We start from the raw sequence: 24,818 nt of genomic DNA on the forward strand, positions 1-24,818 counted from the left end.
CGGGCGGAAGCAGGTTTCGCCGGCGCAAGGGGCATTTGATCATAAGCGTGCATTTGCTTTCTCTTTGTTGAGAGGTTTCACAGGCCTTGGCAACTCCCAATCACGCCGCACTTTCCACAACGCACGGAAGTAGAGGAACGAAACCGTCAGTACAAAAATTTCAATACCTACAAGCGTCCAAATCTTCGTCCTGAAAAAAAACAAGTCGTATCCAAGGAAGGCCGTAAAAAGGAGGAGTACGCCGGCAGACGTGAGCAGCGACAACCGCATAGCCCATTCATATTCCAGGATTAGTCCCGCCGCAGCAACGCCGCTGCAGATTCCCAGGAGCAAACATAACAACATCACCAAATCGTTGCTGCCAATTGAGCGGAACACGCTCAGTTTAATAAATAACATGACCAGCGACAACAGCGCCACGAATACGATAACGTTGGCGAGCCCTTTCACCCAGTTAGGCAATAGGTTCGAGCGATAATCGGGGTTATCGGGAAAACCGGGCAGCAGATCGTCTGTATGCATGTAGTTGGTCATAGTCGGGATATGCAGGGATGAGGAGTATCAGGTCATTTCCATTCTCAGGGCAGCCCATTCCGCCAGCTTTTATCGATGCGAACAACGTGGATCAGCCATCCGGAAATAAACCAGCACCCAAAAGATCATAATAAATATAGTAAATAATTCATATAATCCAAAGCACTTCCTCCTCCTTATTTATTTTCATACCTATCGCCTTTCTTACGTGGACGCAATTTCCACTGACGCTGGATGAGGAACAGGCGAACATTGAAGGCTAACTGCAGGAAGGTAAACGGCAGCACTACATAGATCGCACGCCACGAACGCTCATCCGCAAAGCAAACAACAACGCATAATAACATGAGCAACGACACCATCACCGCAGGCGCCACCGTGAAATTGACAGCCTGCCGCCAACTGCACCAGATCAAAACACAACCCGCCACCAGGGCGGCAAACATGAAAATTACAAGAGACATGACAAACGAAAACCATTTTTTGTAGATCGCATCTTCCTTTCCCTGCAACGTTTCCTCAATCGTAAAAATGCCGATGAACACGCACAGCACATACAATAAAACCAGGAGCCCCATGAGCAGATGCATCCACAGCGGCACGAGCGAGGCGCGCGGCGGCGCTTGCAGCCGTATACTGGCCAGCAGATCACGGGTCAACATACCTGTAGATTTGCATTCTTCCATGGTGTGAGATATTTGATGTCGTTCAACGGCTATGTTCCTTTCCTGCTTTTCAGCACATGAACAGCCGGCGTAAAAAATTGGTTACCGAACAACGATCGCTTCGGCCCATTGCTTCCGGATACGGAAACAATGTACGACCGCAGCAGTAACGGCCACGAAGTGGAGCATAACGAATATCAACAGCCAGTCGCTGGTCACGGGAGCCAACATGCAACCCACTGCCGACAAAACCGCCACCAGCAGCACCGCGATCAGTACCGGAAGCCCAAGCTTCATGGCGTAAGCGGATTGCATGAAAAACAAAATGGATGCGGCAATCGTGGCCACGGCGTACAGCATATACACCGCATATATGATCATCGTGACGTTGTAGTCGACATTGAACATCGACTGATTGCCACGCAATGCCACCATGCCAAAAAGTACTCCGAAAAACTGTAGCAGATATACAAAGCCGAGAAAACCCAGGCTGAGCTTGAACCAGCCGGGCATGAGCGTGGATCGGTAGGTAAAATCCTGGAGATCGTCTCCCTGGAGCAAGTCTTCGGTAGGGTTCGTGTCCTGCATATCTATTCGGTATAAGGGATAATAATTCGCCGGAGAATTACACAATTACGACTTCAATGCCCATGTCTTCCAGCAATTTCACCATATGTTCTGAAATTCCTTTGTCGGTAATGATCTGATCTACTTCTTCGAGACGGCAGATCCGGCCGAAACCGCGTTTGCCGAATTTGGAAGAGTCTGCCAGTACGATGGTTTTCTGCGCGGCGCGGATCATCTGCTGATTGAGATGCGCTTCCGCGATGCTGGTGGTGGTGAGGCCGAATTCCACGTCGATCCCGTCTACCCCCAAAAAGAGCTTGGAGCAGGAAAAGTCTTCGAGGATTTTTTCGGCATAGGGCCCGGCAACGGACGAGGAATTATTGCGGATCACGCCGCCGAGCTGCACCACTTCGATCTCGTGGTAACGGTTCAGTTCCAGCGCCACGTTCAGGGCAGACGTAATGATCATGAGCGGCCCCCTGGGCTGTATGTGCTTGGCCAGGGCCAGTACGGTAGTCCCCGAAGCGATGATGATGGCATCTCCCGGAACGATAAGGGAAGCGGCCATTTTGCCGATATTGTGCTTCTCCTCCCGCTGGATCTTTTCCTTTTCGTTGACGGGCTTGTCGTTCGTATAGGGATTCTGGATGGTGGCGCCGCCATGGGAACGGTAGAGGAGCGACTTATCTTCCAGCAGCTTCAGGTCCTTTCGGATGGTTACACCCGAAACGTCCAGTTCCTTGCACAGTTCCACGACATTAACGTATCCTTTTTCATACAATCTGCCCAAAATGAATTTGTGCCGCTCCGCGATATTAATTATTGACATTGGGTATTTTATTTCGGTTAAACGTAGAACATCCAGTTACGGTATATTGAATATCAATCCTTTCTCGTCTGATAGCTGGTTGAAGATGGCCCAAATTACGGCAGTTTTTCCGAATTACGACCATGCCCCCCGCGGCGTAATATAACTTAATATTCGCTTAACCAGCAGTAATCAAGCACTTAGGTCGCCCAACTTTTCCAGAAACGTCCATTTATACCCGCATCGCGATCATTCCCCGTCTCCCCTGTTTAATTCGTAAAATACTTTCAATTTATTTACTTTTATTTTATTTTTATTAGTTTTGAAGCGAAACGAAAGCAACTAAAGCGAAAATCGAACTTATATATAATACCGGGTCACCGGTTGAGGGAAACGGGAATCATGCTTATGAGAAGATAAAAAATCCATTTTTTTTGTGAAGACCGACGCCCCGGGGCGAGCCTGGCGAACAGGCGGCGTGCAGATGCGCCCCCGGTTAAATTGTATCCGTTCTATTGATCATACATAGATTGGAGTAACGTGGAAAAAAGAAAAAGCGGAGTGTTCCCACTCCGCTTTTCGTGTTTTTACAGCGCCTGTTGCATGACGCCGACCAGTATTTTCTTTGCCCCGTCGGTGAGGGAAGCCGGTGCCGTCAGCGAATCGCCCGGCACGAAGTGCCGCTTGAAGGCCTGGATGGCGGCCGTGGTATCCTGGAGATCGTACCCTATCAGGCGGAGCGCCTGTAAATGGCTGAAGTTCTCCGGCACCGCGATGCGCGCGGTGTCGCCGTACCATAACCCGAATCCTTTATCCGCGAGCCGGTCCCAGGGGAACAGGGCGCTGGGGTCGTTTTTGCGGCGGGGCGCAATGTCGCCATGACCGATGAAATTGGCGGCAGGAATGTTGTAGCGATGCTTCAGGGTATCGAGCACCACCAGCAGGCTGCGTACCTGCAGACTGTCGAACGGTTCGGACCCGTTATTATCCAGCTCAATGCCGATGGAAACGGAATTGATGTCGGTGATGCTGCCCCATTTCGATAATCCGCCGTGCCATGCGCGGAGATAATCGTTGAGCATGTGATGCACGGTGCCGTCCCTGCAGATCACGTAATGCGCGCTCACCTGCGTGCGCTCGAGCGTGAACGTGCGCAGCGTTTGCTCGCAGGAATTTTGCGCCGTATGATGGATGATGACGTAGTTGGGCTTGCGCAGGTTGAAGTTGACGGTGCCCGCCCATACAGGCGGTGCAACGGCCGCTACGGCGATATTGTCCGGCTGGGCTTTCACTACGCCCGACCATCGTTTCGCCTCCGTGCGGTACACTTTATTGGTGGCTTTGTAAGGCTGCGGCGAACAGGCACCTATAGCCGTTACTGTTGTTACGATCAGTAGTTTTTTCCACATCCCTAAATCTACGAAAATTAACAGAGAACCGTTGTTAACTACGGCCCCGGGTATTGTCCGGATGACGATAATTTCCGTTCTTTGGAGCCTGTATGAAAACTTTTATTTTGTATACCCTGAAAATCTGGCTCATTGCTGCGCTACCCCCATCTTTGTATGTCTGCTGGTATTATGGTGCATTCACGATCGCGCTGGAAAAGCAAGACAAATTCCTTTTCAACACCTTAACCTACATGGGACCGGCAGCCGTGTTCGCGGGCTTTTGCATGAAACAATTGTATGCTGCCCACATCGGCGAATATCAGCGCAAGGCCATGATCTGGCTCTGCAATGTGATGGGCCTCGTTCCGGTAACGGTGCTCGCGGGCAATTCAGAGCCTGGCATGGTGACCATTTTCCTGTTGTACCTTTCCTCGACCATCGCCATACTGGCCGTAAAAGCCCCCTCGGCCCGGCAAACCCCGCTCCAGCTGCCGCTCCACGGCCGCCACATCACCCTCAGGCCCGATCACGAGATCAATCCCTGGCGCGGGATGGTCGTTTCCGGCATCCACACCCTTCCCATCCGCCTCAAGCTCGACCGGAACGCCCCTTACCCCCAGCTCGAATGCCATTCCCTCGAAAAAGAAGATATTTTCCATCTCATCGCAGACTATGTGCCCGTCAGGGTCAGCGCCTGCCTGCCGGGAAAAAGCGAGCCCCTCTTCTCGGCCATCCTTGAAATCGACCACTCACTCAACTAAGCGGCGCATTTTTTGCGGCATTCGGCTGCCAGGCAACGGTCCGACGGATTTTTTCTGTAATTTCCGGGGTCTGATCGTCTTGATAAACAGCTGAATATGTCTCACCTACTGTCGCCCCTACGTACCGTGCTCATCTATTTTGCAGCCGGCGTACTTTGGATTTTGCTGACGGATTCCCTCCTGCAATGGCTTGCGGAGCATTCGCCCGCGCTCTTGCTGGGCGGCCAGTATGCCAAGGGTTTCCTTTTCGTCCTCCTTTCTTCCCTACTGCTGTTCTGGCTCCTGTCCAAATCGCGCGGCTCGGTGCGCCGGCTGGAAATGGCCTACATCCGGGTGTTCCGCGAAAGCCCCCAGCCCATGTGGATCTACGACCGTAAAACGCTCGAATTCGTGGACGTGAACGACGCCGCCATTCACCTGTACGGCTATACGCTGGAAGAATTCCTCAATATGACCATCCTCCAGGTACGCCCGAAAGAAGAAGTCCAGAAAGTGCTCGACGCCACGCGATTCGCCACTACCGGCTTCCAGAACTTCGGGACCTGGAAGCACCTTAAAAAAGACGGCACCCTCATTTTCGTGGACATCCGCACTTTCGGCACGCATTACAAAGGCCGCGAAGTGGAGATCGTTTCCATTTCGGACGTTACCGACAAGCACATCGCCTTCGAAGCCCTTTCGCGCCAGGAGCTGCTGCTCAATTCCATCATGAACAGCACCGACGATCTCATCTGGGCGGTAGACGACCGCAAGACTTACACCGCTTTCAACAACGCTTTCCGCGACATCATCCGCCAATACACCGGGCACGAAGTGCACGTGGGCGATCCCCTCCTCCCCGGCGCCAATGAAGACGAAGCCCGCCGCTGGCAACAGTATTACGACCGCGGCCTCCAGGGCGAGGCGCACACCGTGGAAGAAACGCGCGAACTGAAAGGGATCGGCGTGTCCATCGCCGAAATCCACTTCCGGCCCATGCGCAAACAGCAGCGCGTGGTGGGCGTGTCGTGCTTCGCGCGGGACATTACCGAGCGCAAGCAACAGGAACTGAGCCTGCAAAAGGCGCTCGAACGCTACGACATGGTTTCTTTTGCCACCAGCAACGTGATCTGGGATTACGACCTGGTCACCAATACCATGCACTGGAACAACAACCTCGCCACCAAGTTCGGCCACCGGAAAGCGGATGAAACGGAAGACTGGTGGGAACGGCACGTGCATCCGGAAGACGCGCCCAAGATCATCAGCGGCCTGAAACTGGCCATTGCGGAGAAACGCAACACGTACGCGGCAGAGTACCGCTTCCTTTGTGCCGACGGGCAATACCGGCACGTTTTCGACCGGGTGTACATCAGCTACGGCGAAGAAGGCCATCCCATCCGCATGATCGGCGCGATGGAAGATATCGAAGACAAAAAACTGTACGTGGAAGAGCTCCAGAAAGTGGCGCATATGAGCTCGCACAGCCTGCGCCGGCCCGTGGCGTCGATGCTGGGCGTGGTAGGCCTCATCAATAAAGACAACCTCACCGATCCCGCCAACCTCCCGCTGCTGGCCGGTATCGAAAAAATAGCGAAAGAGATGGACGAGATCATCCATACCGTGGCGGATAAATGCAACCGCATTTTCCAGGGCGTGGAAGATAAATAAAAAAGGCCCCCGCGCGGGAGCCTCCTTCACTTTTACGATGGACCGGCCATCAGGTTTTGGCGTCCTGGTAGCGGTCGGTATTTTGGGCCGAAGTATCGGTTTCCAGCACGATCACCTCCGGGGCGGTCATCTTTTTAATGGTATGGTGGATAAGATATTCGTTCTTCGCTATTTCCTCGACCTTGAAAGCGGCATTGCCCGAACGCGCCGACAGAATTTTCACGCCGTTCGTTACTTTCACTTTCAATAACCCGGACACGGGGCGGTTGAAAACGATCATGTTGACGGAAGTGCTGCCGTTCTGCCGGGTGAAATAACCCCAATCCTGTTTCTCCCATCCGGCGTAGCCGCAATTCCAGATCACATGGCCGTTTTTCTCCATCCATTTGCCGATGGTTCCGGCGATGTGGCGCTCTTCTTTCCGGAAACCGCCATTCCCGTCCGGCCCGAAATTCAGCAGGAAGTTGCCGCCCATAGACGTGGCATGCACCACCATTTCCAGCAGTTCGAGCGGAGATTTTACGTGGCTGACGGTCCAGTCTTTATGATATCCCCACTGGTTTTCTGGAACGGTCATGCAGGCTTCCCAGTCCCATTTGGTGACCTGGAGATCTTTCGTGGCATTGGGCAACCGGCGCTCGTACCCGGATTCATAATCGCCCATGAGCTGGTTGTTGGAGTCGAAATGGCGTTTCCCGAAATCATCTGCCCGCAACCGGGAATTCACCACCACACCGGGGCGCACGGATTTCAGCATTTGTTCCATCTCCAGCGTCCACCAGCCGTTTTTCTTGATGCTGGAATCCCAGGTACCGTCGAACCAGAAGCCTTTCACGGTGGGATAATTGGTGGCCAGCTCCTTCAGCTGGTTACCCGCGAAACCGAGGAACCGGCGGAAGGCGATACTGTCTTCGGGCGATTTGATATCGTAGCGCCAGTCCGGATGATGCCAGTCGAGCACGGAATAATAGAAATTGACATCGATCCCCTCGGCATTGTAAGCCTCCACGAGCTCTTTGAGGATATCGCGGCGGAAGGGCGTGTTGCCCACGTTGAAATCGGTGTATTGGCTGGGCCAGAGGCAAAAGCCTTCGTGGTGCTTGGTGGTGATGGTCATGTACTTCGCGCCGAGCTGTTTGGCCATTTTGGCCCAGGCGCGCGCGTCGAACTGCTGCGGATCGAACTGGTACATGAGCGAATCCCAGGTGGCGGTGGGAATGCGGGCGCTGGACTTGAGGAATTCCGCGGCGTAATTGTAGGTTTTTCCGTTCCATACGCCTCCGGGGATGGCGTACAGGCCCCAGTGGATGAACTGCCCGAACCGGTTGCTTCGCCATTTCTGCATGGCTTCGTCGGTGCGCTTGCCCGTGGTTTGGGCGCCGTATTTCAGTGGCACCGGCTGCTTTACCTGTGCGGTACCCGCAAGGGAAATGGCTAATGCCAGGGTGGTGGTGATGTGTTTCATGTAGTTGATCTTATTCTTAGCTGGCACCAAAAATAGGCGCGCTTATCCCCCGAAACACCCTTCATTTGCGTCAATTATACCGGTGAAATCCATCAATTCCCTTTCGCAGGGCCGCTTTGCTGGCGGCTGGCGGCATATTCCTTCGGGGTGCTGCCGAATTCCGACTTGAACCATTTCCGGAAATAGTCCACGTCCGAGAACCCGACCATATAGGCCGCTTCGGTGACGTTGTGCCCGGTGCCGAGGAGCTGCGCCGCCTTTTTGAGCCGGTAGCTGCGGATGAATTCGATGGTGGATTGATTGGTGAGCGCCTTGATCTTCCGGAGCAGCGTGATCCGGCTGAGGTTCACTTCACGGGCGAGCTGTTCCACGTTGAGCGTCGGCTCCATGATGTTATCGTCGATGAAGCGCATGACTTTGGAGAGGAATTGTTCGTCGGCCGAAGTGATGGCGATGTTGAGGGGCTGCAGCGTCACGTCGCGGCTGTACCGTTCGCGGAGCAGCGCGCGCGACACGAGCAGGTTTTGCACCCGCAACTGGAGGAGGCCGATGTTGAAAGGCTTGGTCACATAATCGTCTGCCCCGGTTTCCAGCCCCTCCATCTGGAAAACTACCGGCGTCCGCGCCGTGAGCAATATCACCGGGATATGGCAGGTGCGCTCGTCTTTTTTCAGCTGGCGGCAGAAATCCGTTCCGCTCATGCCCGGCATGGTTACGTCGGAAATGACGATGTCGGGGAGCACGTTCGTGGCGATGCGCCAGCCTTCCTTCCCGTCTTTCGCTTCGTGAACGGTGTACATATCCCTGAAATGCCCGGCGATGAAGCCCAGCATCTCTTCATTGTCTTCTACGATCAGCATGACGGGTTTCCCCGCGCCTGCGTCTCCTTCTCCGGCATCGGCGGCTTCCGCCACGAGGCGCTCCGGTTGCGCTTCCGGCGCCACGGTCCCCGCCAGCCGCTCGCGCAGCGGATATTCCGCCGGGCCCACCGGCAGGCGGATAAGGAAACACGTTTGCCCCGGCTGGCTTTCGGCCGCGGGCGTACTTTCCACCGAAACCGAACCATGATGCAACGCCACCAGCCCTTTCGTGAAGGCCAGCCCGATGCCCGTTCCGCCCACATCCTGCCCCGATGCGCTGAAATGCTGGAACATATCGAAGATCTTCCCGATATGCTTTTCAGGGATCCCGGCACCGTTGTCTTCCACCATCAGCAACAGCTCCTGCCCTTCCCGCTTTACCGACACGCGTATCCTTCCGCCCGCCGGCGTGAACTTCAGGGCGTTGGAAATGAGGTTGCAGAGCATCTTCTCCACCTTGTCTCGGTCGAGCCAGGCGGCCATTCCGGGCTCCTGGGACGAAAGCGTGAGCCGCACCCCGCGCTGGCGGGCATATGCGTCGAACGACAGTACCACTTCGCGGACGAGCTGTACCGCATCCTGCTCGGTAACCTGCAATTGCATGTGGCCGGCTTCCAGTTTCCGGAAATCGAGCAGTTGGTCGGTGAGGCGAAGCAGCCGTTCACCGTTGCGTTGCATGAGGAGCAACTGGTTGAGGAGGCGGGCATTGCCTTTCTCCTGGTCTACCAGCTTGTCCAGCGGCGCGAGGATCAGGGTGAGCGGGGTTTTGATCTCGTGGGAGATATGCGTGAAGAACGAAAGCTTCCGCTGCGCCAGTTCCCGGTCTTTCTCGCGCGACCGCTGTTGCAGCACCAGCTCGTGCCGGAGGCGCGCGGTTTTCAGGGAGTACTTCCAGCAAAAATAAAGGACCGCGCCCGCCGCCACCACGTAAAACAGCCAGGCGTACCAGGTTTTCCAGATTGGCGGCAGCACGGTGATGCGGAGTTGGGTATACTGATCGTTCCAAAGCCCGTCGTTATTGGCGGCTTTCACTTTGAAAACATATTCCCCGGCATCGAGATTGGTGTAGGTAGCCTGTTGCTGGCGGCCAACGAAGTTCCATTCCGGCGTGCCGCTGAGCCCTTCCAGCGTGTATGCGTATTGGTTACTACCGGGTTTGATATAGTTGAGCGCCGCGAACCCGATCGTGAAATAGGCCTGGTCGTGGCTGAGGGTGATATGATCGGAATAGGTGATGGCTTCATGTAGCGGGGAATTTTTGCCGCCGATCTCTACCGGTTGGTTTTTGATAAGGAACGACGTCAGCACTACCGGCGGCGGTACCGGGTTGCTGACCAGCGCTTCCGGAGAAAAGCTGACCACGCCGCCGCTTCCGCCGAACATCAGTTCTCCGCGGGAAGTTTTGCAATTGGCGGCGAGGAATTCATTGGCGCTGCTACCGCCCGTCATGGGATAATTCCGGATTTCGACGTCCGCTTTCGAGAATGGGCCGGTGGCTTTGCGAAGCACCAGGCGGGTGATGCTCCTGTCCTGCGAAATCCAGTAATCGCCGCGCCCGTCCTGGCTGATGGCCCGCACGATGTTGGACGGCATGCCGAAGGAAACGTCGAGCGAATGGAAGGTGCGGCGCTGTTTGTCGAGGAGCTTGAGGCCGTTGCGGGTGCCGATCCAGATCTGGTGGCGGTCGTCTTCATACAGTGCGATGATGGCGTCTTTGTTATATACCGAATCGTAAGGGAGCGGGTAATTTTCGAACCGGTCGGCGCCTGCGGGAAGACAGGCCAGTCCGGCTTCCGTGCCTGCCCAGATGGCGCCGGCATGGTCGCGGAGGATGATGTTGATATCGTCGAACACCAGGCTGCGGGGATCGTTTTTCCGGTGGCGGTAATGGATAAGGCTTCCATCGGCATCCCGCCTGATAAGCCCGGCTTTGGTGCCGATCCAGCGGCGGTCGCCGTCCGTGATCACGCTGTAGGCGACTTCGTCGAGCGAGTTGAGGGGTGTTTGTTTGAGCGGGTGGCGCTGCATCTGCCCGGAAACGGTATGGTAGCTGTACAAACCATCGAGGGTCGCGATCCAGAGCACATCGCGATCGTCGAGCGCGATGGATTTTACCATTTGCGGGTTGATGGTGTGTTGCGGCCCGTTCCCGATGCGGACGTGGCGGATGACGCCCAGTTCGCGGTCGTAATAATTGACGCCGCCGCCTTCCGTCCCGATCCAGAACCGGCCATGGCGGTCTTCCACGATGCTGCTGGTGACCCGGTAACTGAGGCCCGGCAGCGGGCTCGTACGGTCGGAAATGAAACTGAAGTTATTGTTGCCCGGGTGGAGGATGCTGGCGCCACCGGAGAAGGTGCCGATCCAGACGCTGCCGGCATTGTCTTTCATGAAACTCAATACGGAGTTGGACGACAGCGACCAGGGATCGTCGCGGTTCACCATAAAATTCCGCACTTTCGAACGGTTGCCGGCGATCACATACACGCCGTGGCGCGTACCGATCCATGCATCGCCATCATGGAACCCGATCGCGCGGACCATTTCGCTGCTCACGGCCTTATCGCCCGATCCGGAATGGAAGTTCTCGCAGCTGTCGGAGGCTTTGTTCCAGACGATCAGTCCGTCTTTGGCCGTGCCCAGCCAGAGGTTTTGTGCGCTGTCCAGCTTCATGGACTGCAGCACGCTTTTATCGTAGAATGGGTTTTTAGAAATGCTTTCCGGGATGGGGAGCATGCGCTTCGTTTCCGGGTTATAGCGGCGGAGGCCGGAATAGCCGCCCAGCCAGAGGATGCCTGCGTTATCTTCCGCGATGTAGTTCAGCTGGAACTTCCCTTCTTTCACATGGATCTCGCGGATGAGGCGGCGTTCTTTTTCGTCGTATCGCAGCAATCCGATCGTGGAACCCGCCCAAATGCGGCCTTCGCGGTCTTTGATCAACGCTTTTACATGACGATAGGGAATTTCCGTTTTGCCATCGAATGCATTGATGCGGTGAAATTTTTCGGTGCGGGTGTCGAAGAGCTCGAGGCCTTGCTCGCTGCCGATGAGCAGGTTGCCGGCGGCGTCTTCGTGGATGGAAAGGGGATCGTTGCTGTGGATGGAAAAGGGGTTGGCAGGATCGTAGGTGAAGTTGCGGAAGCCGTAGCCGTCGTACCGGCTGATGCCCTGGCTGGTACCAAGCCATATGAAGCCTTTGCTGTCCTGGAACATGCAGTAGACCGAGCTTTGCGGCAGGCCCTGCGCGATACCCAGGTGCGAAAACCGGACGACAGGTTGCTGGGCCATCCCCCATTCACGCATTCCGCCCGTTACCAGCAGGCAACACAGGACCATTTTCCATAATCGCTTCATCATACCTGAAAATTAACAACTGCGCGGAAATGGCACAAGGCAGATGGGCGGAATGCGCGTTTAGAGGAAGAATTGGTTAAAATCGTACAATTGCGGGATGCCGGGGCGCGGGCGTTCCGGCGCTCCTGTCCTCCTCATTAGCTGGTGTGGGCGGTGAGCCGTTCGCTGCGCCAGTTGCGGTCATAATACACGAAAAAGTACAGCCAGATGGTGCGGCTCAGGCGCATGAGCAGCGGCTGCATGAATACCAGCAGCACGGCGTTGACGCCCAGCCAGTAGAGCACACTGTTATCGTGGAGGCTGAACCCCAGCAGTACCCACCAGGCCACAAAGGTGGCTACAGACAGGGCGATGGACAGGGCGTAGCTTACGTAGCCGGTCCCGAAAAAGAAGCCGGTTTCCGGTTCGCTGAGCTGGCCGCACTCGGGGCAGCGTTCGTTCATTTTCATGAAAGCGCCCAGTTTGTAGGGGTTGGATTCCACGAAAAGCTGGCCTCTGCGGCAGCGGGGACATTTGTTTTGCAGGGCGCTGAGGATTACGTTCGGTTTATGGTCGTTTCTTTCGGCACACATATTTTTCAGTTTAGACTTTTTCTGAATTCTTCCGGCGATTGGCCGGTGTATTTTCTGAAGAACCGCGAGAAGTAGCTGTTATCGGGAAAATTGAGCTCCCCGGCTATTTCGGAGACGGATTTCTGTTCGTTGGTGAGCAGGCGTTTGGCTTCCAGCAGTACGCGTTCGCGGATGACTTCTCCGGCCGTTTTGCCGAGGAGGTCCTGGCAGAGGGCGTTGAGGTGGTTGGGCGTGATGTAGAGCTGTTCGGCATATTCGCGGGGCAGGCGCATGGAGCGGTAATGGCGGTTGATGAGTGCCATGAAGTTCCGCAATACGAGCTGCTTTTGCTGGGGAACGCCGGGCTCGCCGTCCCGGGCGATGTGACGGTCTGTTTCCAGGAACAGCTGTAGCAGCAGGGCGCGCACGAGATCGGGCTCGTTATCGTCTCCCGCCTGCAGCACCTGTTCGAATACCGAGCGGATGGAGGGACGAAGCTTTTCCGGGATGGCCATTACCTGGTCGGCGCTTTGTCCGGAAAAGAACGGGAAGCGGTCGAGGTAATCCGGGTTGGCGAGGAAAGAGCGGAAAAACGCGGTCGAAAAATGGACGACATATCCCTCGGTTTCCGGGCCAAAATGCCAGGAATGGACCTGGCCGGGAGCCATGAAGTACATTTGCCAGGGCTCTACCGGGTAGCGGGTGAAATCCAGCGTATGGGAGCCGCTGCCCCCGGTAAAAAGCACCAGGTGGTAAAACGAGTGGCCATGCTGCTGGTGGACGCGCTGGTAGTTCTTCTTGAGGTAGGAACCGAGGCGCTCGGTGAGCAGGTCCGGGTGGCTGTGACCGTCTGAAACGGTGCATATATCGTATACCGGGATGGAAGGTTTCATGACATCACAAAGGTACGGCACGGCCGTTTGCGGTACTTTTCACATTTGGGGCTTTTATGGTACTTTTTACCGGAAGCGGAGAAAATACCTTTCGGGTGGCGGGGAAATGGTATCATTGCGGCCTAAATCCATTCCCTGATGAATGCATACAAAGAAGTTACCATATATTTCGGGCTTTCCGATGAAAAAGACGTCTCTCTGGCCGATATCCTGTCTTGCATCCCGTTGGGAGAAAGGCGGGAATGGGCGTTGCTGCATATGGATGCACTGGGGCTTCCGGGGGACTTGGATGTGCTGAAGTTCCAGGCGGAGGCTGAGATCCATGGGATCGTTTATGGTTGGGATGCGTTGCAGCAGATGCAGGACCGTTTTGCGCAGGTGATCGAAATGATGGTTGTGGGCGGGGAACGGGTGAGCCATTTGCGGAGGGCGATGCCTTTCGAAGAGATATTGGAGGCGGCTGAATATGTGTTGGAATTGGAGGACGGAGGTTTTTGGGTGGTACATACCCGGAGTGAGCAGGTTGTCAACAATATCTGCGGGAAATTCCCGCGCGTGGAGGTGGTGGAGCTTTGATGATTGGGAGGCTTGGGGTGCTTTGGGGGGCTGCGTGTTTCATTTCCGGCGATCGGCATTCTTATGAGGGAATGTTGTGAATGGAGGTTTTGAGGGTTGATATCCGAGTAACCAGGACGTCCAATTCCATGAAAGCTGAACGAAAGGATGCAACAAGCTGGATCCTACTATTGAAGACGGCAATGCCTTCCAATATCCAACAGCCCCATTTTTCCAACTCCGCGGGAATTCGCTAAATTCACGGCAGTTATGGATATAAAAGAACAGCTTCGCCAGCATTTTTTACAGATCGTCAGCCTTAAGGATGAGGAGTTCGAATACATATGGACCCACTTCACCTTGAAAAAGTACAGGAAAAGGCAGTTTCTCATCCAGGAAGGCGATACGGTCAAGTACCACTACTGGGTGGCGAAGGGGCTGATCAAGTCCAGCTATACCGATGAATCGGGCAAGGAGCATATTCTCCAGTTTGCCATGGAAGATTGGTGGATATCCGACTACCAGGCGCTATATAATCATACTCCCGCTTCTTTGACGGTCGATTGTATTGAGGACAGCGAGGTATTGGTGCTTTCCGACGAAGACCGTCAAAAATTAACCAGGGAAATACATGCTTTCTCGAATTTCTTCCTGCAGAAGAAAAACGGTGGATATGTTGGGTTGCAGCAACGGATATTGCTGCTGCTTTTCAAGAATCCACGCGAGCGATACGAACGATTGCAGCAATTACAGCCGCGCCTGTTGCAGAGGGTCCCGAAGGTATTGCTGGCTTCTTATCTGGGTGTTTCCAGGGAGAGCCTTAGCAGATTGTACCAGGGAGAGTTGTGAGCCTGTTGACTGTAGATGTTTTCTTCTATCGCCCATCAAGCTAATCCATAACTATAGGCATCAGCGAAGCGTAAGATTCAATCACACCTGGTGATGGAGACTTTCGCCCTGAAGAAAGCAGATGTTTTTTGCACAGTTAGCCGTTTCAATGATTTAACGGAAACCGCGGACCACAGCTCATTAGCAATCAAGGTCTATATGGCTGTCCCTTTCCCTGCTGCAGAAAGCAACCAATACCCAATCATATCGTGCGGCCTGTCGTTTTTAAAATTACTGGAAGCTGCGAAAAATGAAATCCTAACGCGCCAAATTACAGGCCACCTTTTCTAATGCCGGAAACGGTAAGCCAGGAGCGCACTAATTACCTTACACTTTCGCTCACCAAGTCAATGTAATAAAGAAAGAAAGCCACGAAGTAAGGAACATTACCATTACAACGTCCCTCTTTTCTGCAGGAAGCAACAAATACCTGGATACTACGCGCACCAAGCCACTCCCATAACGATTGGAACTGCGCAGCATGAAATATGTCTACACCTAACTAAAATGCCTTTCCGTCTTACAGCATGCCACAAACGCGAACTACAATCGCACGCCAAGCCGTTTTCATATGTGATTGAAGCCGGGAAGCATAAATCCTATCCACACCCTATTATAAGGCCGTTCTTTCTCACAGGAAGCCCCAAACGCCAAAATTCTACAGCACTCTAATCCGTTCCCATTATTAGTGGAAGCCTGGCAGCATGAAATCCATACATACCTTACTATAAGGCCGTTCCCATAAGAACGGAAGCATGACAGCATGCCCCCCGTCCACAACTTGCTAAAAGGTCGTTCATTCCCGAAGGAAGCACCACACTCCGAACTTGACATACCAATCCGTTCCCAATTAATGGAAGCTGGGTAGCATGAGCTCTGTCCATACCATATTATGAGGCCGTTCATTCTTACAGGAAGCCCCAAACACCATACTTCTACCGCACACCAAGCCATTCCCATAATTAATGGAAGCTCGACAGCATGAACTCGGTCCACAGCTTACTTTGAAGTTGTTCATTCTCACAGGGAGCCCCAAACGCCTAACTTCTACCGCATACCAAACCGTTCCCATAATTAATGGAAGCCGAACAGCATGAAAGTCGTCCACACCTTACTATGAAGTCTTTCATTCTCACAGGAAGCCCTAAAAACCAAACTTTTACCGCATACCAATCCGTTCCCATAATTAATGGAAGCTGGGCAGCATGAACTCTGTCCATACCTTATTATGAGGCCGTTCATTCTCACAGGAAGCCCCAAACACCATACTTCTACCGCATACCAAACCGTTCCCATAATTAATGGAAGCTCGGCATCATGAACTCGGTCCACAGCTTACTTTGAAGTCGTTCATTCTCACAGGTAGCCCCAAACACCAAACTTTTACCGCATACCAATCCGTTCCCATAATTAATGGAAGCTGGCAGCATGAACTCGGTCCACAGCTTACTTTGAAGTCGTTCATTCTCACAGGGAGCCCAAACACCAAATTTTTACCGCATACCAAACCGTTCCCATAATTAATGAAAGCCGGAAAGCATAAATCCCATCTACACCTTATTATAAGGCCGTTCTTTCTCACGTGAAGCACCCAACACCGAACTCGACCGCACACCAAGCCGTTTCCATTATTAGTGGGAGTTGGGCAGCTTGAAACCAATCCACACCTTACTATAAGGCCGTTCATTTCCAAAGGAAGTGCCACACACCGAACTTCGCATACCAATCCGTTCCCATTAATGGAAGCTGGGCAGCATGAACCCTGTCCACACCTTACCATAAGGTCGTTCATTATCTCAGTAAGCCCAAAACACCGAACTTCTACCGCACACCAAGCCGATCCCCATAATTAATGGAAGCCGGGCAGCATGAAACCCATCCACTCCTCACAGAACGCCCAGAACACCGAACTTCTACCACACACCAAGCCGATCCCATAATTAATAGAAGCCGGGCAGCATGAAACCCATCCACTCCTCACAAAAAGCACCCAACACCGAACTTCTACCGCACACCAAGCCGTTTCCATTATGAATGGAAGCTAATCAGCATGAAATATGTCCACACCTTACTAAGCGCCCTTCCCCCTCTGTCGCAATGCACTTTATCTTAACTGCCATGCTTTCATAGCGCGACAGACGATTCCCATAACCAGTGGCAGCAGCAACGTGGCGCAAACTTTACAACATAATGTTTCAGACCAATGATCGCGCTCCTATCAATGGTGCAAACTCAGGGTGTGAGCCAAGTCACAGCTTTTTAGTGCGTCGCCGCAACTATTGCCTTTTGGTACTGTTTTAATTTTGTGTAGCCACAACGGCCAAACCAAACACCCAAATTCAGCAAAAAACAAAATCATGAACGTCCTCAAAATTCTCATCGTACTCACTTCCCATAGCCAGCTCGGCGACACGGGTCACAAAACCGGATTCTGGGTTGAAGAATTCGCTGCGCCTTATTATGCGCTGGCTGATGCAGGCGCACAAATCACCATCGCCTCCCCACAGGGAGGCCAACCGCCCATTGACCCGAAAAGCGAATCACCTGAATCGCAGACCGATGCCACCCGTCGGTTTTTCGCCGACAAAGCGCTCCAGGAGAAACTCGCCTCCTCCATTCCTTTGACACAGATCAACCCGGCAGAATATGATGCCATATTCTACCCCGGGGGCCACGGGCCGCTTTGGGATTTAACAAACAATAGGACTTCCATCGCGCTAATTGAGCAATTCTACAACAACGGAAAACCCGTAGCCGCTGTGTGCCACGCTCCCGCCGTGCTCCTGCACGCTAAGAAAGCCAACGGCGAACCGCTGGTGAAAGGCCTTACAGTAACCGGCTTCTCCAACAACGAAGAAGAAGCCGTACAATTAACGAAAGTTGTCCCCTTCCTGCTGGAAGACGAACTCAAGAAAAACGGCGGTATTTATAGCAAAGGTCCCGACTGGAGCAGCTATGTCCTCAAAGACGGGCTACTCATTACCGGCCAAAACCCCGCCTCTTCGGAGGAAGCTGCAAAGCAATTACTCGAACTATTGAAAAAATAACTGAACCCAGTAGGTTTCAAACTCGGTAATATATGCCCGGAGACATTCGCCTCCGGGCTTTTGCATCACCAGCACCTACCCACATTAATCCCGCTTCACCAACCACTTTGCATTGTAGTACCAGCCATTAGCGCCAGCATTCCTCTTTACTCGGAAAACCCAGGCATCCACCACCAATCCCACGAAAAATCCAACCGAAAATCCATCCAGGTTTTCTCAGCCTGCAAAAGGCAAGCTACAAGCGCCAATATCCAATAGAATGCCCGATGCGTTCCCAATCCGCAACAGATAAAGCATCAAAATCCGCCTGCAACAATATGCGCATCCATCACTATAAGGAAGCATAATCAAGCGACCAATACACACATTATTACCGACGAATACAAAGGCAACTATCATCCGGCACAGTCCTAATGATCAGTCATTCACTTCATCAGCGAAGCATGAATTGCATCAGAACCTCAAGTATTCCGACATCCGCGCTATCATAAACACGACTACGCCCTACCCCCTTCGGTTCTCCTACCCGCAAGCGGTAAATGCCTTCCTCCGCCGCTCCACAGCTCCTTTTTGATCCAGTCAGACACCATTTTCCGCCCCATTTGCGTAGAAAGCAATGATAATGGCGACAGATAACCCATGGATGCCCGCTCCTGCCGCATCCACATATTAAACAGACCTGGCATTCCGCGGCGCGAATATCCCATTCCGTAAATGGCCAACACTTCGAGGAATTGCTGATGCACTTTGTCCTCCAAATCAATTGTGGCCAGGTATTTCGGCACCTGCAACGCATCGAGCCGAAACACATAACTTAGCTCCAGCCAGGAAATTTCCGACATCCTTACAAATTCACGGAACTGCTCAGTAGTCAGTTTCCTTTTACCCAGTGCACGCTTTGGGTTAATGGCTTTGGTAGCGAGATCAATCACTGAATCTACACAAACATGGTAACAGGAGTTCTCGTCTAAAGGCTTCTTTGGCATTTAGCTTTCTTTTTGGTTGTTATTAAAAAGTGTATTCGAACTTAAATGAAAGGGAACTATGAAAAACCGGGAATACAAAGTATCACCCTTATACGTATAGGCACATTCACGCCTTCAATGACGTTAATTCGTAAAATGCAACAGATTAACATGATAGTTACATCCTACCTCTTCCCCAATCCGGGCCACTCTTCATCATCTCAATTATCACTCCCACAAGTTTGAGAAGTTGTTCTATTTCGCTTTGATTACTCCACCGAAATAACGTAGGCAGTAATGGCATTCTTAAATTAAAGCCTATCACTTCCATGCTTTACTTTAAGTATCGCTTCCATGACACCTAAGTACGCATATCAAACCTATATCTCATCAAATAGTGCCCCACATACATGCTTGCGAAATAATTCTTTCTCCGGGATTAACATGAAACAAAATTAAGCAAATGGAAAATACGAACGACATTTTTAGTGAAATATTTCACTGATAATTTCTCGTTTTTTCGGAGAATTCAAACTTGTTAGTGATCCTTTCTTTTTTAATTCAATATTTCTATACTAAAACCTCAAAAGCCATAACTATAAAGGATGCTACAAAAACACACAAATAATTCAACAGTCAATAATCAACAAACAGCACCTGTTATTTTCACTTTTTTTTGTGTTTTAAAAACCGACCCTTATTTCCTCACTATTTTTCACATCTACTTTCTACTTATTTTTACATCGTCCGAATTCAAAACAATATTTTTCACAACAAATTCATTGATGAAAAATGATAAAATTCATAGTCAAGCGACACTATTTTAACTTTAGCTGACTATATATTTAGTCCCCGAAATGTTACCAATCATTATAAAATAAACCACTTAACAAAATGCTACAGCGAAGCTTCTTATAACAAGAAATTAACGTCCGCATTGTTGTTAACCGACCCATTTTATCAATATCATCCGTTGTACGTTTAAAACATCATTATGAGATTACGTTTCTTTGTTAACCTGCTGTTTTTCACCTCAGCTGCTTTTAGTCAGCAGCCAGACAACAGCTCGCCTCCCGTAAAAACGGCACGCGCCATTCCGCAATCATTGTCCCCTGGCGTGAAAGTGAATTTCGTTCGTACTTGGTCACCCAACCAGCCAACTACCGACCAAACAATTGCATACCGTACCACGGACATCGGCGCAGCTCCACAGTCCACCGATTATTTCGACGGTCTGGGGCGCTTACTCCAGACAGTCAACAGAGGCGTTGCCCCACTTTCGAAAAAGGACCTTGTAACACCGGTGCTTTACGATGCGTACGGCCGTGTTGCTTTCAAATACCTGCCATACATAAGCCCATCGGCCGACGGAGCCTTTAAGGTAAATGCGTTTGCAGAGCAGAAAGCATGCTACGACGCACTGTTTACCACCACCGATAACAACAAGGAAGACATCTATTATGGTAAAACGGATTTTGAACACTCACCGTTAAATCGCACCGTCAAAGTCATGTCGCCTGGCAATAACTGGGCAGGCTCCGGCCGCGGAATTTCGAAAAGATACCTGGTGAACGCCGCCAGCGATGAGGTAAGGCGATGGAATGTAACTACTGTCATTACCGGCAACGTACCCTATTCAAATATTGCCTCTCCAGGAATTTATCCCGCTGAAACATTACAGAAGCATGTAACGATCGACGAGCACGGCAGGCAAACTGTGGAATATCTTGACAAAGAGGATCAAATGATCCTGAAAAAAATTCAGATCGCACCTGCGCCGGGAACTAACCACACAGGGTGGCTATGCACCTATTACGTGTACGACGCCCAGCGAAACCTGCGTTTCGTAATTCCACCCAAAGCAGTTGAAATGCTGGCATCCGCAGGCTGGACCATCACCCCCACATTCAGCAAATCGCTCTGTTTCCGGTATGAATATGATAGCCGAAACAGAATGATCATCAAAAAAATACCGGGTGCAGATTCCATAGAAATGGTATACGATCAACGGGACCGTCTCATATTGCAGCGCGACGGCAACCTGCGCGCCGCAGGCGACAAATGGCTGGCCACGCTCTACGACAACCTTAACCGGCCGACTATGACCGGCATATATTCCAGTACCAGCACTCATGGCCAATTGATCATCGCGCAAAGCACATCACCCGGAGCCAACTCCATCCTGCCAGCCAACCTCGACCCGCTGACTTACACCTACTATGACAACTACTCCTATCCGGGAGCCAAGGCCGTCCAACCCAGCTATTTCATTAAACCGCAACCGGGCACCAACTTGTATCCGGAAACCATTACCGTTAACTCAAAGGCCAAGGGACTAGTTACCGGCACAAAGGTCCGCGTGCTGGAAACGTCACAATTCCTCGTTACGAGCCAATACTATGATCCCAAGGGCCGGCTGGTCCAGACAGTTAGCGACAATCATAATAACGGGACAGACATCACGACCAACCTTTATGACTTCTGCGGGAAGCTGCTCAGCACCTACCAATATCTCAACAATCCCTCTGCCGGCGCTGCTGGGATCATCCGCCTGCTGACAAACCGGACATACGATCACGCCGATCGCCTTATCAAAGTGACCAAACAACTCAACGATAATGCTGCCTATAGACGGGACATCGCCACCAACAGCTACGATGCCATTGGTCAGCTACAGCGGAAGGAATTCCGGGGCGCTTCAGGAAACGTTGTTGAAAGCATGACCTACACCTACAATATCCGCGGATGGCTCAAAGGCATTAACCGGAATTACGTGAAAGGCACTGAAACCCGGTATTTTGGACAGGAACTGCATTACGATGCGGGTTTCACCAATCGGGAATACACCGGCAATATCGCGGGAATGACGTGGAAGGGCGCTAAAATCAGCACTCCCAATGCCTATGGCTATCTTTACGATGCGGCAGGCCGACTTATTAAGGCGAACTTTACACAATCTACCGGCACAATTACATGGGGAAAAACCCTCCATAATTACGATTCGTGGATGGGCGATGGCATCAATTACGCAACCGCTTATGATGCCAATGGAAACATCCGGCGGATGCAGCAATGGGGTGCGAAAGGGACCAGTACCAATTCCAGGATCGATGATCTAACTTACACAATTTATGATTCGACAGGTTTGACCGCCTCCAACAAACTGTATAAAGTTGTGGATGCCGTCAATGATCCAAAGTCCACACTGGGTGATTTTACCGACCAGCAGCCCACCTCTGCCTTCGATTATGCTTATGACAGGAACGGAAACTTGACAAAGGACGAAAACAAGAAAATCTCAGCGATTCGTTACAATCACCTGAACCTGCCGAAAACCGTCACATTGACCGGCAAAGGCACCATTAGTTACATGTATGATGCCAATGGACGCAAACTTGCCAAGATAGTCACCGACAATTCCGTTACGCCCGTTCGAATCACACGGACGGACTACCTCGGGCCCGCGGTATTCGGGAATAACATCCTGCAGCTGATCACTCATGAAGAGGGCCGGATAAGACCGCTAGCCAGCGGAGACTTCACGTATGACTATTTCCTAAAAGACCACCTCGGTAATGTTCGCATGGTATTGGCGGAAGTTAATCCACCGAAGCAAGCATATGTCGCCAGCATGGAACCTAAGCAGGCCGTAGTTGAAAACTCCCTCTTCAGCAATATCGATGACACCAGGTCCAACAAGCCCCCGGGCTATCCGGACGACCCGCAATCCAGCACCAATACCGCAGTGGCAAGGCTCAACGGCAACGATCCCGGCCGGAGGATCGGCCCCAGCCTTGTCCTGAAAGTAAAGACCGGAGATACCATAAACCTGGGCGCGAAGGCATTTTATAAATCCTCTGAACCCGGAAAACAGCAAAATGCTTCCGCAACCGCCGCCGACATGGCCGCTGCGCTACTGAGTGCCTTTGGGAAGACGGCCATCCTGGCTCGAGGTACACATGGTCTTGGCGGTGGTCCGCAAAGCCCTCCATTCGGGAATGATTTCGTAAGCAACAGCTGGCAACGGCTCCGGGACAAAGAGCCACAAGCCGCCCTCAATACCAACCGCCCGAAGTCATATCTCAATTTTGTACTGTTCGACGAACAGTTCAAACTGGCAGAAGGCTCCAGTGGTGTCCGGCAGGTTGCTGCCAGTCCCGGCCAATTGCAGACGTTGGCTGTAAATAACCTGGTAATAAAACAATCTGGCTTCTTGTATGTTTATACCAGCAATGAAGCGCCCCAAGATGTATTCTTTGACAATATTACCCTTGTATTGGCAGGTACCCCCGTGCTGGAGGAAACACATTACTATCCGTTTGGGCTCGTTATGGATGGCTTGAGCGAGAAAGGCATGTATAACCCAGTAAATAAAGAACAAAAATTCCAGGGGCAGCCGTTCGACGATGACCTGGGGCTAAATTGGTATGGATTCAAATACAGGAATCACGATCCGCAAATTGGCAGGTTTATTCAGGCAGATCCCTTATCTGACAAATACGTGTATAACTCAACGTATGCTTTTTCCGAAAATCATGTTACAGCACATGTTGAGTTGGAAGGATTGGAGAAATGGTCTATTAAAAATGGGATCGGTGCATCAATAAATTACTATGGCCCATATGCAAACCAGAACGCAGCCCAATTACATTTCAATGACAACAAGACAACAAATGGCAGTATGCTTAATTTAACTGCAGGGTTTGTGCAAAACAATCGCATTTCAACCAACAGAGTGGAAGCACTCGAACGTGGCTCTTTGGACAATGTCAATGGGGTGGTGTTGCATAGAACAGCCTCCAGTTCAACTGAAAGTACGCTTCGGGCGTTTGAAAATGGAAGAGATGGCATAAATTATGGTACGCATTTCCTTGTGGGTAAGAAAGGAGAAATCCTTCAAACTGCAAGTCTGGATGCCTACACCTTGCATGTTGGAAAAACCAGGAGTAACATATATCCAACAAACGCTACCTCAATTGGAATTGAAGTTGTTGGGAATTATGATTATAAAACAGAAAAGTGGGAACCTCTCACTGACGAACAGATTAATTCGACTTCGTTTCTCACCAATAGTTTGAAAACCACCTATAAACTAACAAATGCACAGGTATATAATCATGAAGACATCTCATACAAAACCAACGGTGAAGGCAGTGTAGTAAGACATGCTATTTCACAATATTTGGTACCTCCTCCTTTAAACATCTCCAACACAAATATTCCCTGGTGGATGCAATATTTAACCAAATAAATTTTCTATGAAACTCGTTTACTTGACATTGATTGTAGGTTCGGTTGGATTAACAACCGCTTGTGGCTCCAGAAATCATACTTTAAATGGAGGGCAAGATAGCGCAAACCCAGTGGTGGACTTAAAAGTTCCTTCAACGGACAAAGCCACCAACAGCAACTTAAAAAAAATAGCATTAACCCCCAATTCAGTTATTAAGGTTAAATCCATTAATTGGGTGCAAAAAGATGCAAGACCCAATGACAGTATGGTTTACAAGTGCAAAAACTGGAGCCTGACGCATGAGTCCATAGAGACGATACTAAAAAATGGGGCTCCAATCGACATGCACGATTTTTCCTATCTGTACTATGTACTACCGTGTGAAGTAAAAGGGTCTGTTGAAATTGATCGTGAACTATACAGTTATAGTATTAATGCTGGATCATTTTTCACAATTTCAAATGACGATACGACTAATTTCTATGGATGTAACGCCCCTACTTGCAAAAAATTCTTCTTAATGCAGGGAGGAGATCCTAAAAGAGATATTGAATAACCGAAGTAGAAAATAGTCATCTCAATAAATTGATATTTTTCTCCAGGAATCTGGCCGTTTGGACAATTGCCGCCT

The 24,818-nt window shown here is 51.4% G+C and carries 18 protein-coding genes; 8 read left to right on the plus strand and 10 right to left on the minus strand.

Annotation, left to right across the window (positions count from 1 at the left end; genetic code table 11):
• Positions 1-39: 39 nt before the first annotated feature.
• The 5 genes from ACQKLP_RS16570 to ACQKLP_RS16590 all read right to left on the minus strand — a co-directional run bounded on the left by ACQKLP_RS16570 (position 40) and on the right by ACQKLP_RS16590 (position 3,983).
• Positions 40-534, minus strand: coding sequence for a hypothetical protein (locus ACQKLP_RS16570; protein WP_427323899.1), 495 nt, complete (start codon positions 532-534; stop codon positions 40-42).
• A gap of 176 nt (positions 535-710) precedes the next feature.
• The gene (locus ACQKLP_RS16575; protein WP_427323900.1) at positions 711-1,220 is read right to left on the minus strand and encodes a hypothetical protein; all 510 of its coding nucleotides are present in this window, start codon (positions 1,218-1,220) and stop codon (positions 711-713) included.
• Positions 1,221-1,301: 81 nt separating this feature from the next.
• On the minus strand, positions 1,302-1,787 hold the full coding sequence (locus ACQKLP_RS16580; RefSeq protein WP_427323901.1) for a hypothetical protein: 486 nt from the start codon (positions 1,785-1,787) through the stop codon (positions 1,302-1,304).
• 37 nt (positions 1,788-1,824) lie between these two features.
• The gene (locus tag ACQKLP_RS16585) at positions 1,825-2,595 is read right to left on the minus strand and encodes a DeoR/GlpR family DNA-binding transcription regulator (RefSeq protein WP_341840136.1); all 771 of its coding nucleotides are present in this window, start codon (positions 2,593-2,595) and stop codon (positions 1,825-1,827) included.
• A gap of 566 nt (positions 2,596-3,161) precedes the next feature.
• A complete protein-coding gene (locus ACQKLP_RS16590) occupies positions 3,162-3,983 on the minus strand; it encodes an N-acetylmuramoyl-L-alanine amidase (protein WP_427323902.1) in 822 nt (273 codons plus the stop codon).
• Between the two features lie 107 nt (positions 3,984-4,090).
• On the opposite strand from ACQKLP_RS16590, the gene ACQKLP_RS16595 reads away from it, so the two are divergent.
• Positions 4,091-4,726: a hypothetical protein gene (locus tag ACQKLP_RS16595; RefSeq protein ID WP_427323903.1), complete on the plus strand. Its 636-nt coding sequence runs from the start codon at positions 4,091-4,093 to the stop codon at positions 4,724-4,726.
• Positions 4,727-4,822: 96 nt separating this feature from the next.
• Entirely contained in the window at positions 4,823-6,376 is a 1,554-nt protein-coding gene (locus ACQKLP_RS16600; RefSeq protein ID WP_427323904.1) for a PAS domain S-box protein, read from the plus strand.
• 49 nt (positions 6,377-6,425) lie between these two features.
• Here ACQKLP_RS16600 and ACQKLP_RS16605 read toward each other — a convergent pair whose 3' ends face one another.
• From ACQKLP_RS16605 to ACQKLP_RS16620, 4 genes are all read right to left on the minus strand, one after another.
• Positions 6,426-7,841, minus strand: a complete 1,416-nt coding sequence (locus ACQKLP_RS16605) for an alpha-L-fucosidase (protein WP_427323905.1) — start codon at positions 7,839-7,841, stop codon at positions 6,426-6,428.
• 92 nt (positions 7,842-7,933) lie between these two features.
• Positions 7,934-12,058 (minus strand): hybrid sensor histidine kinase/response regulator transcription factor, encoded by a 4,125-nt coding sequence (locus tag ACQKLP_RS16610; protein WP_427323906.1) that lies wholly within the window; start codon positions 12,056-12,058, stop codon positions 7,934-7,936.
• A 134-nt stretch (positions 12,059-12,192) separates the two neighbouring features.
• Positions 12,193-12,627: a DUF983 domain-containing protein gene (locus ACQKLP_RS16615; protein ID WP_427323907.1), complete on the minus strand. Its 435-nt coding sequence runs from the start codon at positions 12,625-12,627 to the stop codon at positions 12,193-12,195.
• A 5-nt stretch (positions 12,628-12,632) separates the two neighbouring features.
• On the minus strand, positions 12,633-13,499 hold the full coding sequence (locus ACQKLP_RS16620) for a helix-turn-helix domain-containing protein (RefSeq protein ID WP_427323909.1): 867 nt from the start codon (positions 13,497-13,499) through the stop codon (positions 12,633-12,635).
• Positions 13,500-13,637: 138 nt separating this feature from the next.
• On the opposite strand from ACQKLP_RS16620, the gene ACQKLP_RS16625 reads away from it, so the two are divergent.
• From ACQKLP_RS16625 to ACQKLP_RS16640, 4 genes are all read left to right on the plus strand, one after another.
• A complete protein-coding gene (locus ACQKLP_RS16625; RefSeq protein WP_427323910.1) occupies positions 13,638-14,075 on the plus strand; it encodes a hypothetical protein in 438 nt (145 codons plus the stop codon).
• Between the two features lie 249 nt (positions 14,076-14,324).
• Positions 14,325-14,903 (plus strand): Crp/Fnr family transcriptional regulator, encoded by a 579-nt coding sequence (locus ACQKLP_RS16630; protein WP_427323911.1) that lies wholly within the window; start codon positions 14,325-14,327, stop codon positions 14,901-14,903.
• A 93-nt stretch (positions 14,904-14,996) separates the two neighbouring features.
• Positions 14,997-15,233, plus strand: coding sequence for a hypothetical protein (locus ACQKLP_RS16635; RefSeq protein WP_427323913.1), 237 nt, complete (start codon positions 14,997-14,999; stop codon positions 15,231-15,233).
• 2,066 nt (positions 15,234-17,299) lie between these two features.
• Positions 17,300-17,989 carry a type 1 glutamine amidotransferase domain-containing protein gene (locus ACQKLP_RS16640; RefSeq protein WP_427323914.1) on the plus strand — a complete coding sequence of 230 codons (690 nt, stop codon included), beginning with the start codon at positions 17,300-17,302 and terminating at the stop codon, positions 17,987-17,989.
• 497 nt (positions 17,990-18,486) lie between these two features.
• Here the strand turns inward: ACQKLP_RS16640 and ACQKLP_RS16645 are convergent, their stop codons facing one another.
• Positions 18,487-18,975, minus strand: coding sequence for a hypothetical protein (locus ACQKLP_RS16645; RefSeq protein ID WP_427323915.1), 489 nt, complete (start codon positions 18,973-18,975; stop codon positions 18,487-18,489).
• Between the two features lie 973 nt (positions 18,976-19,948).
• On the opposite strand from ACQKLP_RS16645, the gene ACQKLP_RS16650 reads away from it, so the two are divergent.
• Positions 19,949-24,205, plus strand: coding sequence for a DUF6443 domain-containing protein (locus tag ACQKLP_RS16650; protein WP_427323916.1), 4,257 nt, complete (start codon positions 19,949-19,951; stop codon positions 24,203-24,205).
• A gap of 7 nt (positions 24,206-24,212) precedes the next feature.
• Complete coding sequence (locus ACQKLP_RS16655) at positions 24,213-24,743, plus strand: hypothetical protein (RefSeq protein WP_427323917.1); 531 nt, start codon at positions 24,213-24,215, stop codon at positions 24,741-24,743.
• Positions 24,744-24,818: the final 75 nt, after the last annotated feature.

Source organism: Chitinophaga sp. NPDC101104 (assembly GCF_050277495.1).
Taxonomy (GTDB): Bacteria; Bacteroidota; Bacteroidia; order Chitinophagales; family Chitinophagaceae; genus Chitinophaga.